At 42.6% G+C, this 17544-nt stretch carries 17 protein-coding genes; 7 read left to right on the top strand and 10 right to left on the bottom strand.

Annotation, left to right across the window (positions count from 1 at the left end):
- Positions 1 to 14: 14 nt before the first annotated feature.
- On the bottom strand, positions 15 to 2177 hold the full coding sequence (gene gnpA / locus MHI45_RS22660; protein WP_076110239.1) for a 1,3-beta-galactosyl-N-acetylhexosamine phosphorylase: 2163 nt from the start codon (positions 2175 to 2177) through the stop codon (positions 15 to 17).
- Positions 2178 to 2189: 12 nt separating this feature from the next.
- The gene (locus tag MHI45_RS22655; protein WP_076110238.1) at positions 2190 to 3209 is read right to left on the bottom strand and encodes a glycoside hydrolase family 88/105 protein; all 1020 of its coding nucleotides are present in this window, start codon (positions 3207 to 3209) and stop codon (positions 2190 to 2192) included.
- 195 nt (positions 3210 to 3404) lie between these two features.
- Between MHI45_RS22655 and MHI45_RS22650 the strand changes: the two genes are divergently transcribed.
- Complete coding sequence (locus MHI45_RS22650; RefSeq protein WP_076110237.1) at positions 3405 to 4346, top strand: AraC family transcriptional regulator; 942 nt, start codon at positions 3405 to 3407, stop codon at positions 4344 to 4346.
- Positions 4347 to 4363: 17 nt separating this feature from the next.
- Here MHI45_RS22650 and MHI45_RS22645 read toward each other — a convergent pair whose 3' ends face one another.
- Complete coding sequence (locus MHI45_RS22645; RefSeq protein WP_076110236.1) at positions 4364 to 4747, bottom strand: winged helix-turn-helix transcriptional regulator; 384 nt, start codon at positions 4745 to 4747, stop codon at positions 4364 to 4366.
- 190 nt (positions 4748 to 4937) lie between these two features.
- On the opposite strand from MHI45_RS22645, the gene MHI45_RS22640 reads away from it, so the two are divergent.
- Positions 4938 to 5471, top strand: coding sequence for an NAD(P)H-dependent oxidoreductase (locus MHI45_RS22640; RefSeq protein ID WP_076110235.1), 534 nt, complete (start codon positions 4938 to 4940; stop codon positions 5469 to 5471).
- Between the two features lie 152 nt (positions 5472 to 5623).
- Here MHI45_RS22640 and MHI45_RS22635 read toward each other — a convergent pair whose 3' ends face one another.
- Together MHI45_RS22635 and MHI45_RS22630 are read right to left on the bottom strand one after the other, a co-directional pair.
- Positions 5624 to 6790: a DUF4317 domain-containing protein gene (locus MHI45_RS22635; RefSeq protein WP_038585868.1), complete on the bottom strand. Its 1167-nt coding sequence runs from the start codon at positions 6788 to 6790 to the stop codon at positions 5624 to 5626.
- A gap of 156 nt (positions 6791 to 6946) precedes the next feature.
- On the bottom strand, positions 6947 to 7681 hold the full coding sequence (locus tag MHI45_RS22630) for a hypothetical protein (RefSeq protein ID WP_076110234.1): 735 nt from the start codon (positions 7679 to 7681) through the stop codon (positions 6947 to 6949).
- 223 nt (positions 7682 to 7904) lie between these two features.
- On the opposite strand from MHI45_RS22630, the gene MHI45_RS22625 reads away from it, so the two are divergent.
- Positions 7905 to 8081, top strand: a complete 177-nt coding sequence (locus MHI45_RS22625) for a hypothetical protein (RefSeq protein WP_179091722.1) — start codon at positions 7905 to 7907, stop codon at positions 8079 to 8081.
- Between the two features lie 220 nt (positions 8082 to 8301).
- Here the strand turns inward: MHI45_RS22625 and MHI45_RS22620 are convergent, their stop codons facing one another.
- The 3 genes from MHI45_RS22620 to MHI45_RS22610 form a co-directional block, all read right to left on the bottom strand.
- Positions 8302 to 8493, bottom strand: a complete 192-nt coding sequence (locus MHI45_RS22620; protein WP_076110233.1) for a hypothetical protein — start codon at positions 8491 to 8493, stop codon at positions 8302 to 8304.
- 175 nt (positions 8494 to 8668) lie between these two features.
- Positions 8669 to 9712 (bottom strand): serine hydrolase domain-containing protein, encoded by a 1044-nt coding sequence (locus MHI45_RS22615; protein ID WP_076110232.1) that lies wholly within the window; start codon positions 9710 to 9712, stop codon positions 8669 to 8671.
- A 52-nt stretch (positions 9713 to 9764) separates the two neighbouring features.
- The gene (locus MHI45_RS22610; protein ID WP_341119484.1) at positions 9765 to 10574 is read right to left on the bottom strand and encodes a hypothetical protein; all 810 of its coding nucleotides are present in this window, start codon (positions 10572 to 10574) and stop codon (positions 9765 to 9767) included.
- A 201-nt stretch (positions 10575 to 10775) separates the two neighbouring features.
- Here MHI45_RS22610 and MHI45_RS22605 point away from each other — a divergent pair, with 201 nt between their 5' ends.
- The 4 genes from MHI45_RS22605 (at position 10776) to MHI45_RS22590 (ending at position 14012) form a co-directional block, all read left to right on the top strand.
- The gene (locus tag MHI45_RS22605; RefSeq protein WP_341119483.1) at positions 10776 to 11717 is read left to right on the top strand and encodes an ABC transporter ATP-binding protein; all 942 of its coding nucleotides are present in this window, start codon (positions 10776 to 10778) and stop codon (positions 11715 to 11717) included.
- Between the two features lie 31 nt (positions 11718 to 11748).
- The gene (locus tag MHI45_RS22600) at positions 11749 to 12492 is read left to right on the top strand and encodes an ABC transporter permease (RefSeq protein ID WP_341119482.1); all 744 of its coding nucleotides are present in this window, start codon (positions 11749 to 11751) and stop codon (positions 12490 to 12492) included.
- 21 nt (positions 12493 to 12513) lie between these two features.
- Complete coding sequence (locus tag MHI45_RS22595) at positions 12514 to 13347, top strand: MerR family transcriptional regulator (protein WP_341119481.1); 834 nt, start codon at positions 12514 to 12516, stop codon at positions 13345 to 13347.
- A gap of 110 nt (positions 13348 to 13457) precedes the next feature.
- Positions 13458 to 14012, top strand: coding sequence for a dihydrofolate reductase family protein (locus MHI45_RS22590; RefSeq protein ID WP_341119480.1), 555 nt, complete (start codon positions 13458 to 13460; stop codon positions 14010 to 14012).
- Between the two features lie 61 nt (positions 14013 to 14073).
- Here MHI45_RS22590 and MHI45_RS22585 read toward each other — a convergent pair whose 3' ends face one another.
- Positions 14074 to 15798: an ABC transporter ATP-binding protein gene (locus tag MHI45_RS22585; RefSeq protein ID WP_341119479.1), complete on the bottom strand. Its 1725-nt coding sequence runs from the start codon at positions 15796 to 15798 to the stop codon at positions 14074 to 14076.
- Complete coding sequence (locus MHI45_RS22580; protein WP_341119478.1) at positions 15795 to 17528, bottom strand: ABC transporter ATP-binding protein; 1734 nt, start codon at positions 17526 to 17528, stop codon at positions 15795 to 15797. The genes MHI45_RS22585 and MHI45_RS22580 overlap by 4 nt, the downstream gene beginning before the upstream one ends.
- Positions 17529 to 17544 lie beyond the last annotated feature (16 nt).

The following is a 17544-nucleotide window of genomic DNA, read 5'->3' as shown; positions in this document are numbered from 1 at the left end:
TTTTTGAATGTTATTTAATCGCCAATAGTTAAGATAATCGTGTCATACGGAGCTAACTCCAACATTTGTTGCCCATACTCCGTATCAATCGTAGTGCTTTGAAGCTGATCACTATTGTTAATCACAACCAGCATTTTACTTTCCGGATAATAGGCACACTCTGTAAATAAGTTATCCGTAATGTACTTCGTTTCATGTAACTCATTGCCCGCAAAGCGAATCAGATTCAACAGCAATCTTGTATTCGCAAAGCTGAATTCGAACGAAGGAAGGTAGATCCCTTGGCCTTTACCGAAGGCATGAGTAGACAGTGTGATCCTGCCACCCGTTTCATCCACTACCGCAGCTGACCCGTCGGTAAGATAAATGCTATTCTTGGGTGTTATGCTGGCCCCTTCAGGTACCAAGCTGTGCTCGTCCCGAGTCTCATAAGTCCATTTTCCATGAGCGACCCTGGAGCCGGTATCCTCATCCAGACCGAGAACATGTGCCATTCTGAAGTAGCTGTCATAGCCATCGACCGCCGAAGGCTGGTTAATCCCGATAAAAGCACCGCCCTCATACACCCATTGGGTCAGTATATCCACACACTTGTTTTCCTTCCAGTAGTCCCCACCGCTCCAGGCAGATCCGGCAGAGCCGGCATTGATCACTACATCACAACCCTGCAGTACGCCCTGACGGATATCCTCAAAATCAATGAACTGGACGTCAACCGGCAATCCGGATAAAGCCTCATTAATATGAATCAAATCATGCATATACGTTTCATGAAAATGGCCGGACAATGTCCATGATCTTAATTTGCCCCAAGCGTGGAGAATGGCTACCTTCGTCTTAATCTGATAAGGCTTGCCTTGTTGATGCAGCTCTTTAATTTCTCTAAATTCATTGGCAATCTTTTCGATGTAATCGCAGAAATCCGGGTAAGGCTCGACCAGATGCAAATACCCGCCCAGTCCGATCCGGTCAATAGACTCCCTTAGGAGCGCGCGCCGGATGTTGATCCAGTACTTTTTGGCATCCAGCGTGGGATCGCCGCCCTCCATAAAGGTAGGATGCCCGCCTAACCCGACCGGAAAAAGATACGGATGCAGCCGGATCTCATGCGTATCCACTTTTACACCTGAACACAACCGTGCCTCATAACCCGAGAACACGCATTTAATCATCCCGTCAAAGCCAAACTCCTGAAAGCGGTCATTGTAAGGCTCTACGCCAACCCAGCTATCATCATAGAAGACATACGCCAGTTTGTCGTGCCGATGCACAATGTCAATCAATTGCTTGCCAAATCCGATTACAAAATCATTGATAAAGGCCATCCAGTCGAGCTTGCGCTGCTCAGCCGGGATGTGACTGACGCGATATTTGCCGCCATTCACAAAATCCTCGGCAGTCAGCGAATATCCATATCTCTTGGCGAACAGATCAAGCGCTCTTGAACTTACCGTGAAATCGTATGAACCCCAGTCCGAGAACAGATGGCGGTTGCGCTCACTGCTGCCCCAGATCCAGGCGAAATTATAAAAAAGCGAAGTAAACCGGACAACCGTTGTTTCCTTATGCTGTACACACCATTCTTCCATCCAGTCCAGCAGATACTTTTGCGTTTCCGGATAGATGGGATCAATCTGCATCAAATGCTCTTTATCCCAGTTGTTCGTCGTATGATTGTACATGGAGATCTCTTCCCAGATCCGGTAGGCCATGAAGCTGACCGTGTATTTATGCCAAGGAGCAATTCCGGTAAGGACTACATTTCCCGATTCCCGATCATAATTCCACTGTTCTCTTGGAACTTCCTCCCCGGTCGTCCGGTCTACAACCTGCCAATATTTAAATGCCTCTTTGGAATCATTCACTCTGAATTGTTCAGCAAAAAAATCCTCCATCAGATAGATGGATACATAATCTTGTACAGCCACCTTTGGATTCGTAATTAAAAAACACTGCTGCAGCTTATCCGGATTTTGCGACGCCCACACATTATGTTCCCTAATGATACAGATTGTAGAGTAGATACCGTATCCTGCATTTATAATCTCATCGGACAATTGCGTGCCGTCGCTGTCACGGATGACATCGGCACCCCACCGTTCAGCGAGTTTCAGGGTCAGTGCCTCATAACCGGATTCTCCCGGCAGGGTAAAGGCTCCCTTGGTTAGATTAGACAACCTGATTCCCTCCTATTTAAGCATATCGGACAGAAAAGCGAGTGCTAAGCCTTGACCCCAGCCCTGAATCCAGTCTTTGGGGATATTCCGATACCCTTCCCGATCCTTCATCACCGCTGTTCCGCCCGATACACCCAGTACCCGCCCATCTTCGCTGATATTGTCCAAGATGCCTTTCAGGGCCTTTTGCACATATTTGGTATGCAGCGGATTGCCGTTATTGATCATAGCCGCCGCAATCCCGCAAGATGCGGATACTTCTTCATAGGACTCTTCGTCATCCAGCACCGTCCGCCACAAGCCGTTCTCCGTCTGAACAAGCTTGAGTGCCGCCAACTGATCCCGGAGTGAACATTCTACATCCATACACTGCGGATACAAATACCAGTCCTTCAAAAGCGGCTTGACCTGCGACATGGTGTAGGCGCCCCAAGCATTCGCTCTACCCCAATATAACCCGGACATGTGATCCTGCTTGATGTTATTGTAGCCGTGGTACCAGAAACCGCTGCTTGGGTCCTGCAGGTATTTGATATGCCAGTAATATTGATTCAGGGCATCCTGGATCATTTCCTGGTCATTTAGCTTGCTTCCTACGCGGAGCAGAAAAAATGCCGCCATAAACAACGTATCCGCCCAGGCCTGCTCCGGAAAATCATTCGACACAGATACGGTATGCTGCAGCACATTGTCCCCGAACCTCAGCGCATTGCTGCGGATATAATCCACCTTACTCATCACAATATCCCAATATTTCTGGTTGCCTGTCTCTTCATATAAGGTGATCAGCATGTGGCCCATGGCACAGGTATTTACCGTCCAGTCCGGCAGGCCCAGCTCGATATATTCATCTGCCCACTGGACAAGCATTTCCAAATACTCTTTATTTCCTATGGTCTGATAGGCTCTGGATACCCCATAATAAGCCACCCCGCAAGGCCAGTCCCACGTTAAATCCATCGCAAGTGTTTTTCTGGTGACTTTGTCGATAACGCTTAATATTTCTTCCCTGTCATAATTGATTTGAAGCATCTCTATTCCCCTCTCCTTCGCACACGCCCCCAAAGGCGCCTTTAGAGCCGTCCGTCTTATTGTAAACGCTTTATATACTCTATTGTAAGCAGTATAATGGTATACATCTAAGCACATTCGCAGCAAAACTGCGCAATTTCAACCATTTGTTGTTGAAGCAACACAAATTCACGTTATGGAATGGGAGCAGCGAATATGCCCAGAAAAAAGAAACCTGTCATCGAGTACCGCCATTACAGCTTGCCTATCCATTTCCCTGTCCTGCTGTTAAGCGGGGACCGCTGGAGGATTTCCGATATCAAAAGCGAACACCTTCATTTCCATAACCATTTGGAGATTGGCATTTGCTATTCAGATAGCGGCATTATGGAGATCAAAGGAGAAGCTGTCCCCTTTAAAGCCGGAGATGTGACCTTCCTCCCCAGATACCTGCCCCATACCACGTACAGTTCGCCTGATACCGCCAGTCTGTGGTCCTATCTCTTTTTTTCACCGGAGGAGCTGTTTCAGCATTCCTTCAAAAGTGCCTACAGCAGCTTCGAGCCGAACCTGTGGAGGGTGCTGGGAAAGAACTGTATTTTGAACAAGGAGCAATATCCCAAAGTCTATTCCCTAGCCACGTCGGTCGTAGAGGAGCTCAAGCAGCAGAAGCCTTACTACCAGGAAAGCGCTTACGGTTTGTTACTGTCTCTCTATATAGAATTGCTTAGAATTCATTCCACAAATGAAACGCTGGCCGAACAAGAAACAGAGCATAGTATGAAGGGCTATTTCGCCATTTCTCCAGCTCTGGAGTATATCACGAAAAACTATATGACCCCCATCACCATTGATTTCCTGGCGGATTCATGCCACTTAAGCACAACGCATTTCCGCAGAAAATTCCATGAAATCATGGGAACGGCACCTCTCGATTTCCTGAGCAGCACCCGAATCGAAGAGGCCTGCAAGCAGCTAAAAAGCACGGATGATTCCATTCTTTCGATCTCTGAGCAGGTCGGTTTTCGTTCTATTTCCAGCTTCAACCGCTGCTTCTCCAGGCTCATGGGAGAGTCGCCCAAACAATGGCGTAAAGGGGCACAGTCCGAAGCGCAGTCGGCGAAGGCATCGATATTGGAGTTTACGGGGTGGGTGTGAGGTGGGCGTATATGGTTTTAGTAATCTTTCCGATCTTCAAAGTGCTCCGGTGGCTTATCCTCCAGCAAGACGATATCTTCTCCTTGCCGTTGTCTCATTTTAATGTTCTCTTTTCCCCAAGTACACATAACGTCAACGATCTTATTGGCTGTAACTCCATATTCCGTGAGGCTATATTCGACTTTTGGCGGCATCTGCGGGTATACATATCTTCTGACGAGTCCATCCGCCTCAAGTTCCCGAAGCTGCTGGATCAGAACCTTTTGTGAAATGCCTTGAATATTGCGCTGTAATTCGCTTGTTCTCTTCGCACCGGGCATCAGTAAGCAGATGATCAGAGATTTCCACTTTCCACCGATGATTTCAAGTGTTGCCTCTATGCCCAGATGATATTGCTTCATTGAATAACACCTCGTTAATGACGATCTTATAACACAGGTCTAAAAATTCATTGTTGCATATATTTTTTTCCGAGTCCAGTACGTACTTTGAAGTAACCATCTTACTTTATTGTGTGTATTTTCTTTTTTTGGGGCCTGCAAGATAATGATGATATTCAAAAAAATACAGGCCTGTGAAGGGAGATTCCCAATGAAAACACTGGTGATTCTGGCACACCCGAACCTTGAGGCTTCAAGGGTCAACCAGCGATGGAAAGAAGAATTGCTGCAATATCCAAGCGATATTACAGTTCATGAGATTTACAAAGAGTATCCTAACTGGAATATAGATGTTCCTAGAGAGCAAAATTTATTAGAAGCCTATAATCATATTATCTTTCAATTTCCATTGTATTGGTACAGCTATCCTCCACTATTAAAAAAATGGTTTGACGATGTATTTGCTTACGGGTGGGCTTATGGTTCACAAGGTGACAAGCTTAAAGGGAAGAGGTTAGGGCTTGCCATGTCCATCGGCGATAAAAAAGAAAATTATTTGCCGGAGGGCTCTGTTTCTTTTACCGTGGATGAAATGATCACGCCTTTCAAAGCCAGTACAAGACATGTAGGTGCAGTGGCCCTCCCCTACTTTGCTGTCTTCGGAGCTTCATTTCAAGCCAGCGATGAAGAAATTAATAATAGTGCAAAAGAATATATCAACTATATCTTTAAGCACCAAAAGTAACTAAATACAAATACAACAGGGGCTATCCCAAGTCTTTATCTAAGACTTTATGGATAGCCCCTACTTCACAAAAGTGGACAACGCTCCACTTGTGAGCCCTGTGCTCAAACCAACTCAAAGACTGCACGCTTCAACCACACTGTCAAACGAGTCTACAATGTTTCCGTACTGAGCGTAAAGCCCTCGATTACGACTTCTTCGTCAACCTCGATCATGATGCAGCGTTTCCCTTGATAATTCACCTGCTTCACATATCTTAGGTCCTGCGGGCTGACGGAAATGGTGGCTACCTTTGTCTCGATCTTAATCGATTTTGAAGTATATTTCGGTATAACACTGCTTGCCTTCATTTCATAGTACTTATCGTCGACGACCGTTTCGAACGCCCGCTCCACCTTTTCTGCCGTCACATTCTCCACGCCGCTTACCTTCAGGACGCGTTCCACATCCTTATAATCCAGCTTGGGGGCTTCCTCCTCCTCTGCACCATCTTCGATGACCTGCTGGATTTCCTCATACACCTGGGCGAGAGTGGTCGTATCGAGCTGTTCACCCGCCAATTCCTTCACGATATCTTCGAAGAAGCTTCTCTCTTCCAATGCTGTTACAGATCTCTCGGCATTCAGGACCTGCTCGATGAACTGCGGGTCCGGATAATTCGATTTTCCCGTACAATACAGAATGCGGTTCACATCAGAATAGTTGTCTGTCACACTCGGATAAAAGAACCCTTGCTCCGGTGAACTCAGCTTGATGATCGGATCGACAATGATATTGTACTTAAATTCCCGCTCCACATAGTCGAACATGAGGTTTTTGCGCTGCTGTTCCGTGGAATTCACGCTGCACAGAATGAACGGATGCGCGAACATCTCGTCCTTCCCGCTCTCTTCGGCTTCATCATTCCTGGCCTTAGTCGGCCGGTAATACTGCCCGCGAACAAAAGTGATTACCATATCCTTCTCATACTTAACATCTACCAGCATCTTGTCCACGAGCAGCATCATCAGGTCCTGCCATTCTTCAGCATCACCTGTCACCAGGCCTTGGTGAAGCATTACCCGCGTCGGGTCCTCCGCTTCCTCCTGAAACTTCAGCTCGAACAGCTTATGGTCCAGCTCACCCGTTAGCAGTTTTTTAAAATTCCCCATATACAGTTCCTGCTTCTCTCTGTCCACGAGGCCAAACGGCAGGCGCTCCCAATGATAGATCTCGTTGCTCTCCTTCATAATATACACGTTAAGAATATCGTAGATGTTCATCAAATCATGATCTAGCTTAAACTGCTTGCGTATGTGTGCGACTTCTTTTTTGTTCATAATGGGTTCGGCGGCTCCTTAGATGTGTAATAACTTTATTCAGTATAAATGATAAGGAATGAAAATGGTAAGGACGGAATTTGTTAAATATATTACAGCTGGCAAAATACCCGTAACGGATCATCACAGGCATTTACCGGGAGATACGGAACTCCGCTATAATTTCTCAACATATTGCTTCGCTTCGCCCAGAGACAGATTAGTATGCATGCGAACCAATTTGATTGCCGGAATGAGCTTACCGTCCTGCTTCATTTTCCATACAGAGGCTTGGATGTCATCGGGTAGAATCCGTCCTGCGCTGGCTGCTTCCTCTCTGCGTTTCAGTTCAGCGGCTACTTTCTGCTCCAGGTCTGCCGGCAGCGTCTCGTCTACCGTCTGAATTAGCTTATAATCGCGTTCTGGCAATCTTCTGTTAACCGCCCCAAGTACGGTCCCGACAATCGAATAGAGGGCCAAATACTGCACGAAGCGGTACAGATACAGCCATGCCGTACTGAGCTCTATAATCTCCCCATCCTGCTTCAGAATCGCTATGTTATCAGAAATGGCATATTCACCGGGTGCATAATTATTTACGTCCTGCATGACCTGCAATTCCCCCATAGGAGACACGATCCATTCAAGCGGCTTATTGTACATGGGGTTGCCTGAAGTATCAAACATCATGCCCACCAATGTAACTACGGCGATGACATAGACAATATGGTTACTCCACGTAAACCGTTTACCAAGCACCACCCCAGTAAAAATCACCAGCAAAGTAAGACCCCTTATGTAATAGTTATGTAGATAGATTTGTAAAACTGCAGGTAAGACCCATCCGAACAACAGCACCATAGTGGCTGCAAACACAAAGACAACTAATAGAACAATGGCATTCTTCTTCATCCATCAACGCATCCTTTCTTCAGATATATTATATTCTTACCCCAATGTGCAGACGTTGTTATAAGAAAAGATAAGGGCGAACAGGAGATGCTGACCAAAATACAAGTAACGCTCACTTCTCCGGTTTCGCATCTCCGGCAATATATTGCTATAGAGGAGTTGTAACTGTCACGGGATTTAGCAGAGCTTCATCATCATAAATTTTGAGCGGGGAGGGCTTCCTTTGCAAGAATTATTTACAGAAATGATCACGAAAGACGTCAAACCCTTTTTCTCCAAACATGATTATCTTAAAAAAGATCTGAATTTCTACAAACCGGATGATACTCTCGTCTATAAATTCAATATTCAAAAATCGAAGGCGAACACCTGGAATCACGTCCTGTTCTACGGGATTTGATCTATTGTGCAAAAAAAGAACGCCTAATCAAGACGTTCTTTACACTTAACAACATCGTATAATAACAGAAGCGATAGAAGGGTATATGGGCGACAAAAAGAAATAGGCCGTCCTGCTCAAAGGTAGCGGTCCTATTTCTATGGATAAACCCTTTAAGCCTCCGCCATTACAATGCCAGCGATCCGCCTATTTTATGGCCAAGCCCACGTCCGCTAAAATCTCACTCCCGAACGCCCCAAACCGAATCAAATAACTCATCCACTGCCTGAATTCTGGTCACCGATGGTGTCTGTATAAGATTTTCTTTCTCCAGCCAATGCTGAAGGGATGAATATCCGGATAGACAATCCACTGGGGCAAAAAGAATTTCCGGGACATATCCATCCAGACCGTTTCTGATTTCCATCAGCAATTTGCCTAGTCCTTCTCTTCCAGTTCGCTTGTTAACGACGTGTTTTTAGAAGGGGCCATCCCTGTCAAATGCATAAGCCCCGAAATAAACTCCGCCTCAGAGCCGGAGCCGAATACAAAGTGTTTTGAACACCATATCTACAAATCGATCTCATCTTTTCCTAAAGATAAATATGTTAGTCTGCTGCCATAGCAAGTTGCATTGATAATCTGATCGGAAGAGCGGCATCAGCCATTTGGTTTATATCCCCTACAAAAAACAAATCCTTTATAGGATAATAAAAAGCAAACGAGCCTGTGGACCCGGAATGACCGACCAGTTCACCTTTTCCCATAAAAAGTGTGACCCATCCATTTAAGGGAATTTGCATATACCCGCCACCGTAGTAAATGGGCCCCATGGAAGCCTGCAGCTTGTTATAGATTGATATCCTGTTGAGAATTGTTTTATTAAACAGCCTTCCTCCAAAGAAAGCCTTTACAAATATCATTAATTCATAAGCAGTAGTGACACAACCGCCACTTGCACGGCTGCTAATAACAAACTTAGGGCGATGAAGGAGCTGATTCATATAATAGACTTGTGGTATATCATCGTTTTCGCTATCTGGAAGATATGTATTTACAAGCCCGAGCGGTTCGATAATATACTTTTTATATGCATTTGATAATGTTAATTGGCTTTCAGCTTCAATAATTTCACCAAGTATATCAAAGTTTATATCTGCGTAGTAAGCTTTCCCTTTGCCTCGTGGCGCAAAATGTGGGCTCAGTTTCTTAACCCAGGCGATCATCTCACTAAAGGTGATATAAAAATCCTCTTTAATAACCCGCTCTTTTACACTGTCTTTACCTTCTTCATATACATCAGGCAGTCCACTTGTCTGAAACAGCAAATCCGATATTGTTAATTCAAAAGAGTAATCCTTACCTTTGTAAACATGAAGCCCGTTTAAAGTTTCAACTTCAAAATACTTTGAAATCTTTTCGTCTAATGACAGCTTCCCCTGCTCTACCAAAATCAAAATACAAGCAGTAGTAAATAACTTTGTGATACTCGCCATAAGCAAAGGTGAATTTAATTCCTTCCCGCCATAGCCTTTACTAAATGAGAAGTCCTCGTTTGTGCTTTCTATTAATAAAATTCCCTCATTGATTTTCTTTGAGCTTGTGAATTTATTGAATACCTTTTCAAATTTCTGCATTTTAATATTCGACATAATTTACGCCCCCCATTATAATCCGTCTTTCTGTATGTATGGAGTATTCCAGCTAAAATGGCAAGCCGAACAAGCAGAACCGGATAAAATCAACCACGCCATGCGCAATCATCGCTGAAGTCGCATCCCGCTTCCACTGCAAATAAGCAAAAGGCAGCCCGAAAATAACCGTGTACAGTATGACACTAACAAGACCCGAAATCACCCCCTGGCTCATAAAGGCCTCTGGCGTATGAATCAGCACATGCGGAATGACCATCATAAACCAGCAGGTAAACCGCTGCCCCTTCGTAGCAATTCTTCCTTGCAGCAGGCTGTAGCAAAAGGCAAAAAACAAGGTTCGCATAGCGATCTCTTCAAGAACTGCCGGACTCAGCGATACGAGAAAGCGTGACAGCGAAAGCTGAAAATCGAGCTCATTATTGGAGAGCATCAGCCCCACATTTACAGCACCCAAAGCCAGCCCGAAGAGCAGCCCCCATATAATACTGCCCGTGACCCCGCCCTTTTCATTCCGTCTCAAAAATTGAACCGGGCTCTCCCGATATACTGCAAATGTACTGAATACAGCAAGTGCAGCCATCACGGTAATCAGAAAGCTGCTGATTATGGAGTAAGCACTTCCTTGAAGATAGGACAAGGATACCAGCCCACCCAAAATCAACGAGATACAAATTTGCTTGGCCGACGGCAACCGATGCCGGAAAAGCAGAACACTCGAAAGGACCAGCGACCACACATCCATTACAAGCCACATCCGCTGTGTTGCATTAATATCCGATACCACACTCATATTCAAAATAAAGATAACGACAAATATGACAAACATGATCCATATGCCTCGAAGCGATTTGCCCTTCATACTAGCCCTCCCGAACCCTATGTTGTTCCTCGGCCACCATCATATCGGAATAAGCCGCAGCTTGTCTGTGAGCTTAACAACATTAGAAGCCCCGAAAAAACATAAATTCCCCAAACATACACTAAAGAAAATGGAGCCTTGACTTTCCTATTATAGGATAGTTTATGATCGCTTTACATAACCAGTAAGGGAGTGGAATAATTGGAAGCTATTATAGTGAAGGAACTGAGTAAGATATTTAAAAATGGAAAAAAGGCTTTAAGCAATTTCAGCTTAACTGTTTCACAAGGAGAAATATTTTCTCTGCTTGGCCAAAACGGGGCGGGAAAATCCACATTGATCAACATCCTTACCACTTTCATCTTACCAACTTCCGGTGAAGTTACAATTATGGGACATAATTTAAAGAAAGAAAGCCAAAGCATCCGAAACTGCATCTCCTGTGTCGCTCAACATACATCCATAGACAAACACATGTCACTTAAGGAGAATTTAGAATTTCAAGGCAGACTGTTCGGTCTAGATTCTACAGCCATACACGCTCGCAGTGAAGAACTAATACAAGCCTTCCACCTAACAGAATATTGTGATTTCAATGTATCCGAATATTCAGGAGGGGTGGCAAGACGGCTCGATATTGCAATGAGTATGATATCCCATCCAAAAGTTTTATTTTTAGATGAGCCGACCGTTGGCTTGGACATAGAATCAAGACAGATTTTGTGGCAAATGATTAAGACAATTCAAGAGAAGTTTAACACGACTATATTTTTGACAACTCATTATTTGGAAGAAGCTCAATTATTAAGCAGCACAATTTGCATCATGAAAGACGGGCAACCTCTAATTCAAGGCAGCATGGAAGAACTTAGACAATATTTCAGCGAGCCTGTTATTAGAGTTGAGCTTAATACCGTTGATAACATTGCTGCTATTGTAGAACGTTTGAATGCTCAGAATTTTTTCAAACATATAAGAGTCGAGGAAAATACATTATATATTTCTGTAGATGACAGCTCTGAAGGCTTTGCTAAAACAAATTTATTGTTAACCGAAAATAATATTGGATTTTGTGCCATAGAAATTCAAAATCCTTCATTATCCGATATTTTCCTGAAATTCACTAGTAAGTCCATAAGATGAGCTTTTAAATAATTATACGGGAGGAAGTAAAATGAGAACCTTCAGCATTGTCTTAAGAAATGTAAAATGGCGATTCAAAAATATGGAAACTATAATTATGACACTCATACAGCCGTTAATTTGGCTGCTATTATTTACAACGATGTTCCAATCGGAAACGTATGTTGGAGATAATTATACGGCTTATACGCTTCCTGGAATTCTGATTCTCGTAACACTTACATCCTCCGGTATGAGCGGAATTTCGAATTACTCTTGGAAATCAGAAGGGATTTTTTACCGAATATTCATCTCTCCTGTAAAAAGAAGCTCTATTGTATTAGGACATATTTTTGATGCAGCTATTTTAACTTTTGTCGAAGTTTTTATACTCTTTATTTTTTCTTTTTTCCTGTCAGTCAAAATAGCAACTGGAATGCTCGGGTGCCTACTCATTATTTGTTTAATCTTCTTGTGCGTTTTTTTTGTAGCAAGCCTCTCCTATGCTCTTAGTATGATTTTCAAAACGGAAAATTCCTTTTTAGCCATTGTTAATACATTCACCCTTCCCATCTTTTTTGTGAGTACTTCATTGATGTCTTATGAATATATCCCGGATGCTTTCAAAATCCCAGTATCGGTAAATCCTTTCACATATGTTATAAATGGTATAAGGGGTCTAATTTCACAAAACTCTATTGACTGGAACTCGATATTAGGTACTATCTTGTTATTTCTGATCTTGGGCGTTTCGGCATTTCTGCTCGCTTTACATTTATTGAAAACCAGAAATTAGACAATGGTAGGGAGGATTTCGATGCTTAGAATTAGTGACTTTTCCATTCTTTCGCAGTTAAGTACTAAGATGCTTAGGCATTATGCTGACATTGATTTACTTCCTCCGGGCTTTATTGATGAAAGTACTGGTTATCGGTATTATTATGAACACCAGCTGGCAGTAGCTAACAAAATAAACATGTTGAAAACCATGGGACTCAGTCTGCATCTAATAAAAAAGATTTTATATGAATATGATGAGGATATTCATCTGATGAAGTTCTTGAATATGCAAGCGACACAATTGCAGGAGGAAATAAATGAGAAGCAAGATAAAATATTGTTGATAAACTCCATGATTAAACACCTAAACGCTCAGAAAGAGTCATCAAAATATACAGTAACGGCAAAGAAAATACCACAACGACGGGTCATTTATTTACGCGCACAAATCAAGCAGTATCAGGATGAAACTCTGTTATGGAAAAGACTATCCAGGATCGTTCGTGGCCAGAATGTGCGACTAAGCTATCCGCATTTTAATATAACAGTTTTTTACGAAGAGGATGTTCAAAATCAAAGGATTGATATTGAAGTCCAAAAATGCATTTCAGGGGATTATGAAAATCTGCAAGAAGCAAATATTAAAATAGAAAAAGAACAAACCGTGGCTTCATTTATCTATGAAGGAAGTTATAACAAACTTAGTGAAGTGAATGAAACAATCGCTAGATGGATATTAGATAATGATTATGAACTGAACGGCTCCCCATTTAATATTTATCATATCTCCCCTGAAGAGGCCAACGAAGCTGCCAACTTATTAACGGAAATTTGTTTTCCTATAAAGAAAAAAACAAATTTCATACGATAATAATGAATATTTGACCTCTCGATGAATGCACCCTTTCTTTTTTATATGACATAAGATGACATATTTAAGATTTATAATGGGTAGTAGATCAACGAAAGGAGTAACAAATCATGAACCGAAAAATAATTTTAGATTTAGCAGTTACTTTAGATGGTTTTATCGAAGGGACAAACGGGGAGCTTGATTGGTGCATTATGGATTCTGAGATGGAGTTTATTCATTTCTTAAATCAGATTGACACTATTTTGTATGGAAGAACAAGCTATGATTTATGGGGACAATATACTCCAGGAATTGAACAAGATGCTACTGAAAAAGAAACTTGGGAATTAATTCATAGTAAAGAAAAATACGTGTTTTCCAGGACACAAAAAGGGACTGACAATAAAGCAATATTCATAAATGATAATATTCTTGAAGAAGTAAATACATTAAAAAACACGCCTGGCAAAGACATCTGGCTATATGGTGGAGCAAGTCTTATTACAACTTTTATCAATTTAGGGCTTGTTGATGAATTTAGATTATCTGTTCACCCAGTCATTTTGGGAGAAGGAAAACCGTTGTTTATTGATATTAAACAGAGGTTGAGTTTGAAAATGGTTAATACAAGAAAGTTCTCCTCTGGCGTTGTGCAACTAATCTATCATTTGAATGAGAACTAAACCAAAAAAAATGAAGCGGGCATACGCCCGCTCCATTCCTTAATCTTCTCTTTTCCTTAAATCAACCTGCCATATACTGACTTTGGAAAAGCAAATCATAGGTCTCGTTTCGGTTACATAGGTTTTGATGGGTATCGAAAGCTACCACCCTGCCATCTTTAAGAACCATTACCTTGTCGCAGTCCAGAATAGTAGATAAACGATGAGCAATGGAAATCATGGTTTTCCCCGATGAAAGGCTCTTGAGTTCTGTTATGATGTCATTCTCATTTTCGTTGTCAAGAGCGCTGGTACTTTCGTCAAAAATGATGATGTCCCTGTCCTGTAACAAAGCACGGGCAATCGATAAGCGCTGTCTCTGGCCTCCTGAAAGCTGTACACCCTTTTCTCCGATTATCGTATCCAATTTATTCTGCAAGGTTTCAATGAAGTCATAAATACTCGCTCTGCGGCAGCACTCTATCAATTCCGCATCGGTTGCGCCGGCTTTTGCCAGCAATAAGTTTTCTCTGATCGTCATATTGAAAAGAACGGGTTCCTGCACAACTATACTAACTTTTTCTGACACACTCTCGCTGTTCACCGTATAGATATCAATGCCGCCAATCTGTACAGTCCCCCCTTGCGGGTTAATCTGCCCGGTCAACAGTTTAGCGATTGTAGACTTGCCGCTGCCGCTTTCTCCCACGATGGCCAGATGTTCGCCCTTACTCACGGAGAACGAAATACCGTCAAGAGCAAATGCTTCGTTCCCCTCATAGGTAAATCTCAGATTTTCAACGTTTAGATTTGTCCCGTCAATTTTCTTATAGGGTCTCTTGCCTGCTTCTAAATTTAATATCTCGATAACTTTTCCGATATTCACTGAATCATTCTTATAATTCATCATGGAATTACTAATGCTCTCTATGTACCCGAAGAACTGCCCGTAAAAGCTGATAAAAACAAGCAGCACACCGACTTCCGAGTAGCCCTTAATTACAAATAATCCGCCAATAAAGTAGATAAACAACTGGGTAATGAAGTTTTTCGTGAAGAACGAATAGGTAATCCCCAGATGCAAATAGAGCTGGTTGAGGAACCAAATATGTCTTATTTTCTTGTAGTGTCCGTTTAATTCATCCAATTGTGCGTCTTCAAGGTTGTTGGTCTTAACATCCTTCCAGTTCTGAAAATTCGAGTGTAGGAAGGATTCATATTTAATTTGCAGTTTCCATAGTTCCTCTCCGGTTGTCTTCGTTTTACCTCCCAAAAAATTAACCGTAAATAAAGAGACCGGAACAAAAACAAAACTGAGGAGCGCGATTCGCCAGTCGTAGCATAACAAAATAACCGCCAGCGCAGCAGCGTAAACGACAGCATAGATAAAATCTAATATATGGGTCGTAAAAAAATTCCCGGCAGCAGTAGAATCGTTTTCAATCCGGCTTCTAACGTCGCCAATGCTATATTTGCTATATACATCATTATCAAGGCTGATATACTTTTTCAGCAATTTATTCTTTATTCTCAGGTCATATTTTAGTATTAACCGGTTGGAAAACCGCTTACTGACTGCAATCCCGATTGTCGCGAACAGGAAAACAGCCAGATAACCGCTGATGACCGGCCACAGCTCATTCATATTCTTATCTACTAAAACGCGATTAACCAAAAACGAATACAAGAACAGAGGGATAAGCCCGAATATTAAGTTCCACAGCTTGAAAAAACCGAGCGCAATCAACGGCTTGTTAATACCGTCTATATCCCGGGTTAATGCCTTAAATGTGTCCAAGCGTTTCATACAGCTTCACCTCCTAAACACTGTTCGCTGAATAAGTCTATATACGTTTTATTGTTTCTAATCAGTACGTCGTGAGTATCAAAGCCTTTGACAACGCCATCCGCTAAAACCGCGATTTTATCACAGCTTTTAATGGTGGAAAAACGGTGGGCAATGATAATAAGCGTCCGATCTTGTGACATCTCACTCATCACGTTCCGGATAAGCGCTTCGTTCCGGCTGTCGAGGAATGCTGTGGCTTCGTCGAAGACCAAAATCTTAGGATTCTTGACAAGTATCCTTGCGATAGCCAGACGCTGCTTCTGCCCGCCGGATAATTCTTGCCCTTCAGTCCCAAGCAGCGTGTCCAGTCCGTCAGGGAATGTCAGGACAACATCATAAAGGGCGGCTTTCTTAATAGCTTCCATTAATGCGTCATCATTATCCTTGTTGTTGGTAAATGAAAGATTGTAACGCAGGGTATTATCGTAAAGGATGGTCTCCTGATGGACAATCCCCACCTGGCTCCGCAAGCTATGCAGGTTATACTCATTGACATTCATTCCGTCGATCAGAAGCTCGCCGCTGTCAACGTTATATAGATTGTAGAGCAGGTTCCCCATCGTTGTTTTACCTGCGCCACTTTTTCCGACAATGCCAATCGTGCTTCCTGCATCCACGCGAAGATTGAATCCGTTCAGAATAGGTCTATCTTCGGTGTATCCAAAGGTGACATTGTTAAATTCAATCTTGCCCTCCTTTATTTGTTTTGGAGGATGGTTTTCTTTGTAATCTTCTTCCTCTTCATTCAATATATCCACGACACGTTGTAAGGAGACGGTCTGTCCCCAGACATCGACAATTTTGCTGTTGATGGAGCTGAAGTAGTTCACAGCTATATTGAAATAGCTTATGGCGGCCACAAAAACGCCGAGCTGCATTTGGCCTTTAACGATGAAATAGGCGCAGATCACAAATATCAACAGCTGTGCGATAAGTGTGATGAACGAATTAAGCCTTTCTGTCGTCACTTCGATTCTTCCGTTTTCCACGTTCATTTTATTGATGGATGTCGTTTTTCTTAAATAAACGCTCCTTACTTTTTTACTTGCGTTAAGGATTTTTATCTCCCGCAAATTTTTCACAATCTCAAATAAGTAAGAGGATAGTTTACCCTGTTCCGCTGCAATGTCTTTATTGACCTTCTGCGCTCTTGCCTTGAAATATTTTGAGCTAAAAAACACGACGGGAACCAGCACGACCGTAAAAGCCCCCAGAAATATATTGTAGTAAAACATGAAGCAGACAGCGAATAGGATATGCAGAAAGTTGGAATATCCCCAAAGTCCGCTCCAGAAAATGAGATTCATAATATCCGCGGCGTCGTGGTTCATTCGGCTGATCATATCCCCGCTGTACATCCCGGAGAGGTCTTTCCCTTTTTTATGTAATATCTTTTTGAAAAGAGCCCGCCGTATATCAAAGACAAAACCCGTCATCAATTGCGAGGAAATGAGATTGTTTAATGTCGCAACGACAAACTGATTGAAAATGAGTATGCCGGCATAGATTAAGCACAAATTCAAAAAGGCGCTCATGTCTTTATCATAAAAAGCGATATTGATAACTTTCCCGCCCAGGAACGGATAAATAAGATTGATCATCGTCATTAATGTAGTGATTATGAATCCGCATACAAGTACCCATTTGTGCATCAGCATAAATTTAGTGACCCATTGCCTTTTTGTCATAAACTCACCGCTTTCC

Source organism: Paenibacillus sp. FSL H3-0321 (assembly GCF_038002865.1).
GTDB lineage: Bacteria > Bacillota > Bacilli > Paenibacillales > Paenibacillaceae > Paenibacillus_AQ.
The sequence above is the reverse complement of the archived record's forward strand: the minus strand, read 5'-3'. Positions and strand labels throughout refer to the sequence as shown.

Excerpts from the sequence above, each read along its gene's own strand:
- MHI45_RS22585 (WP_341119479.1), bottom strand. The coding sequence starts at position 15,798 with ATGAAACGCTTGGACACATTTAAGGCATTAACCCGGGATATAGACGGT.
- MHI45_RS22640 (WP_076110235.1), top strand. The coding sequence starts at position 4,938 with ATGAAAACACTGGTGATTCTGGCACACCCGAACCTTGAGGCTTCAAGG.
- MHI45_RS22610 (WP_341119484.1), bottom strand. The coding sequence starts at position 10,574 with ATGAAGGGCAAATCGCTTCGAGGCATATGGATCATGTTTGTCATATTT.
- MHI45_RS22615 (WP_076110232.1), bottom strand. The coding sequence starts at position 9,712 with ATGTCGAATATTAAAATGCAGAAATTTGAAAAGGTATTCAATAAATTC.
- MHI45_RS22595 (WP_341119481.1), top strand. The coding sequence starts at position 12,514 with ATGCTTAGAATTAGTGACTTTTCCATTCTTTCGCAGTTAAGTACTAAG.
- MHI45_RS22650 (WP_076110237.1), top strand. The coding sequence starts at position 3,405 with ATGCCCAGAAAAAAGAAACCTGTCATCGAGTACCGCCATTACAGCTTG.
- MHI45_RS22645 (WP_076110236.1), bottom strand. The coding sequence starts at position 4,747 with ATGAAGCAATATCATCTGGGCATAGAGGCAACACTTGAAATCATCGGT.
- MHI45_RS22600 (WP_341119482.1), top strand. The coding sequence starts at position 11,749 with ATGAGAACCTTCAGCATTGTCTTAAGAAATGTAAAATGGCGATTCAAA.
- MHI45_RS22635 (WP_038585868.1), bottom strand. The coding sequence starts at position 6,790 with ATGAACAAAAAAGAAGTCGCACACATACGCAAGCAGTTTAAGCTAGAT.
- MHI45_RS22580 (WP_341119478.1), bottom strand. The coding sequence starts at position 17,528 with ATGACAAAAAGGCAATGGGTCACTAAATTTATGCTGATGCACAAATGG.
- MHI45_RS22655 (WP_076110238.1), bottom strand. The coding sequence starts at position 3,209 with ATGCTTCAAATCAATTATGACAGGGAAGAAATATTAAGCGTTATCGAC.
- MHI45_RS22630 (WP_076110234.1), bottom strand. The coding sequence starts at position 7,681 with ATGAAGAAGAATGCCATTGTTCTATTAGTTGTCTTTGTGTTTGCAGCC.
- MHI45_RS22590 (WP_341119480.1), top strand. The coding sequence starts at position 13,458 with ATGAACCGAAAAATAATTTTAGATTTAGCAGTTACTTTAGATGGTTTT.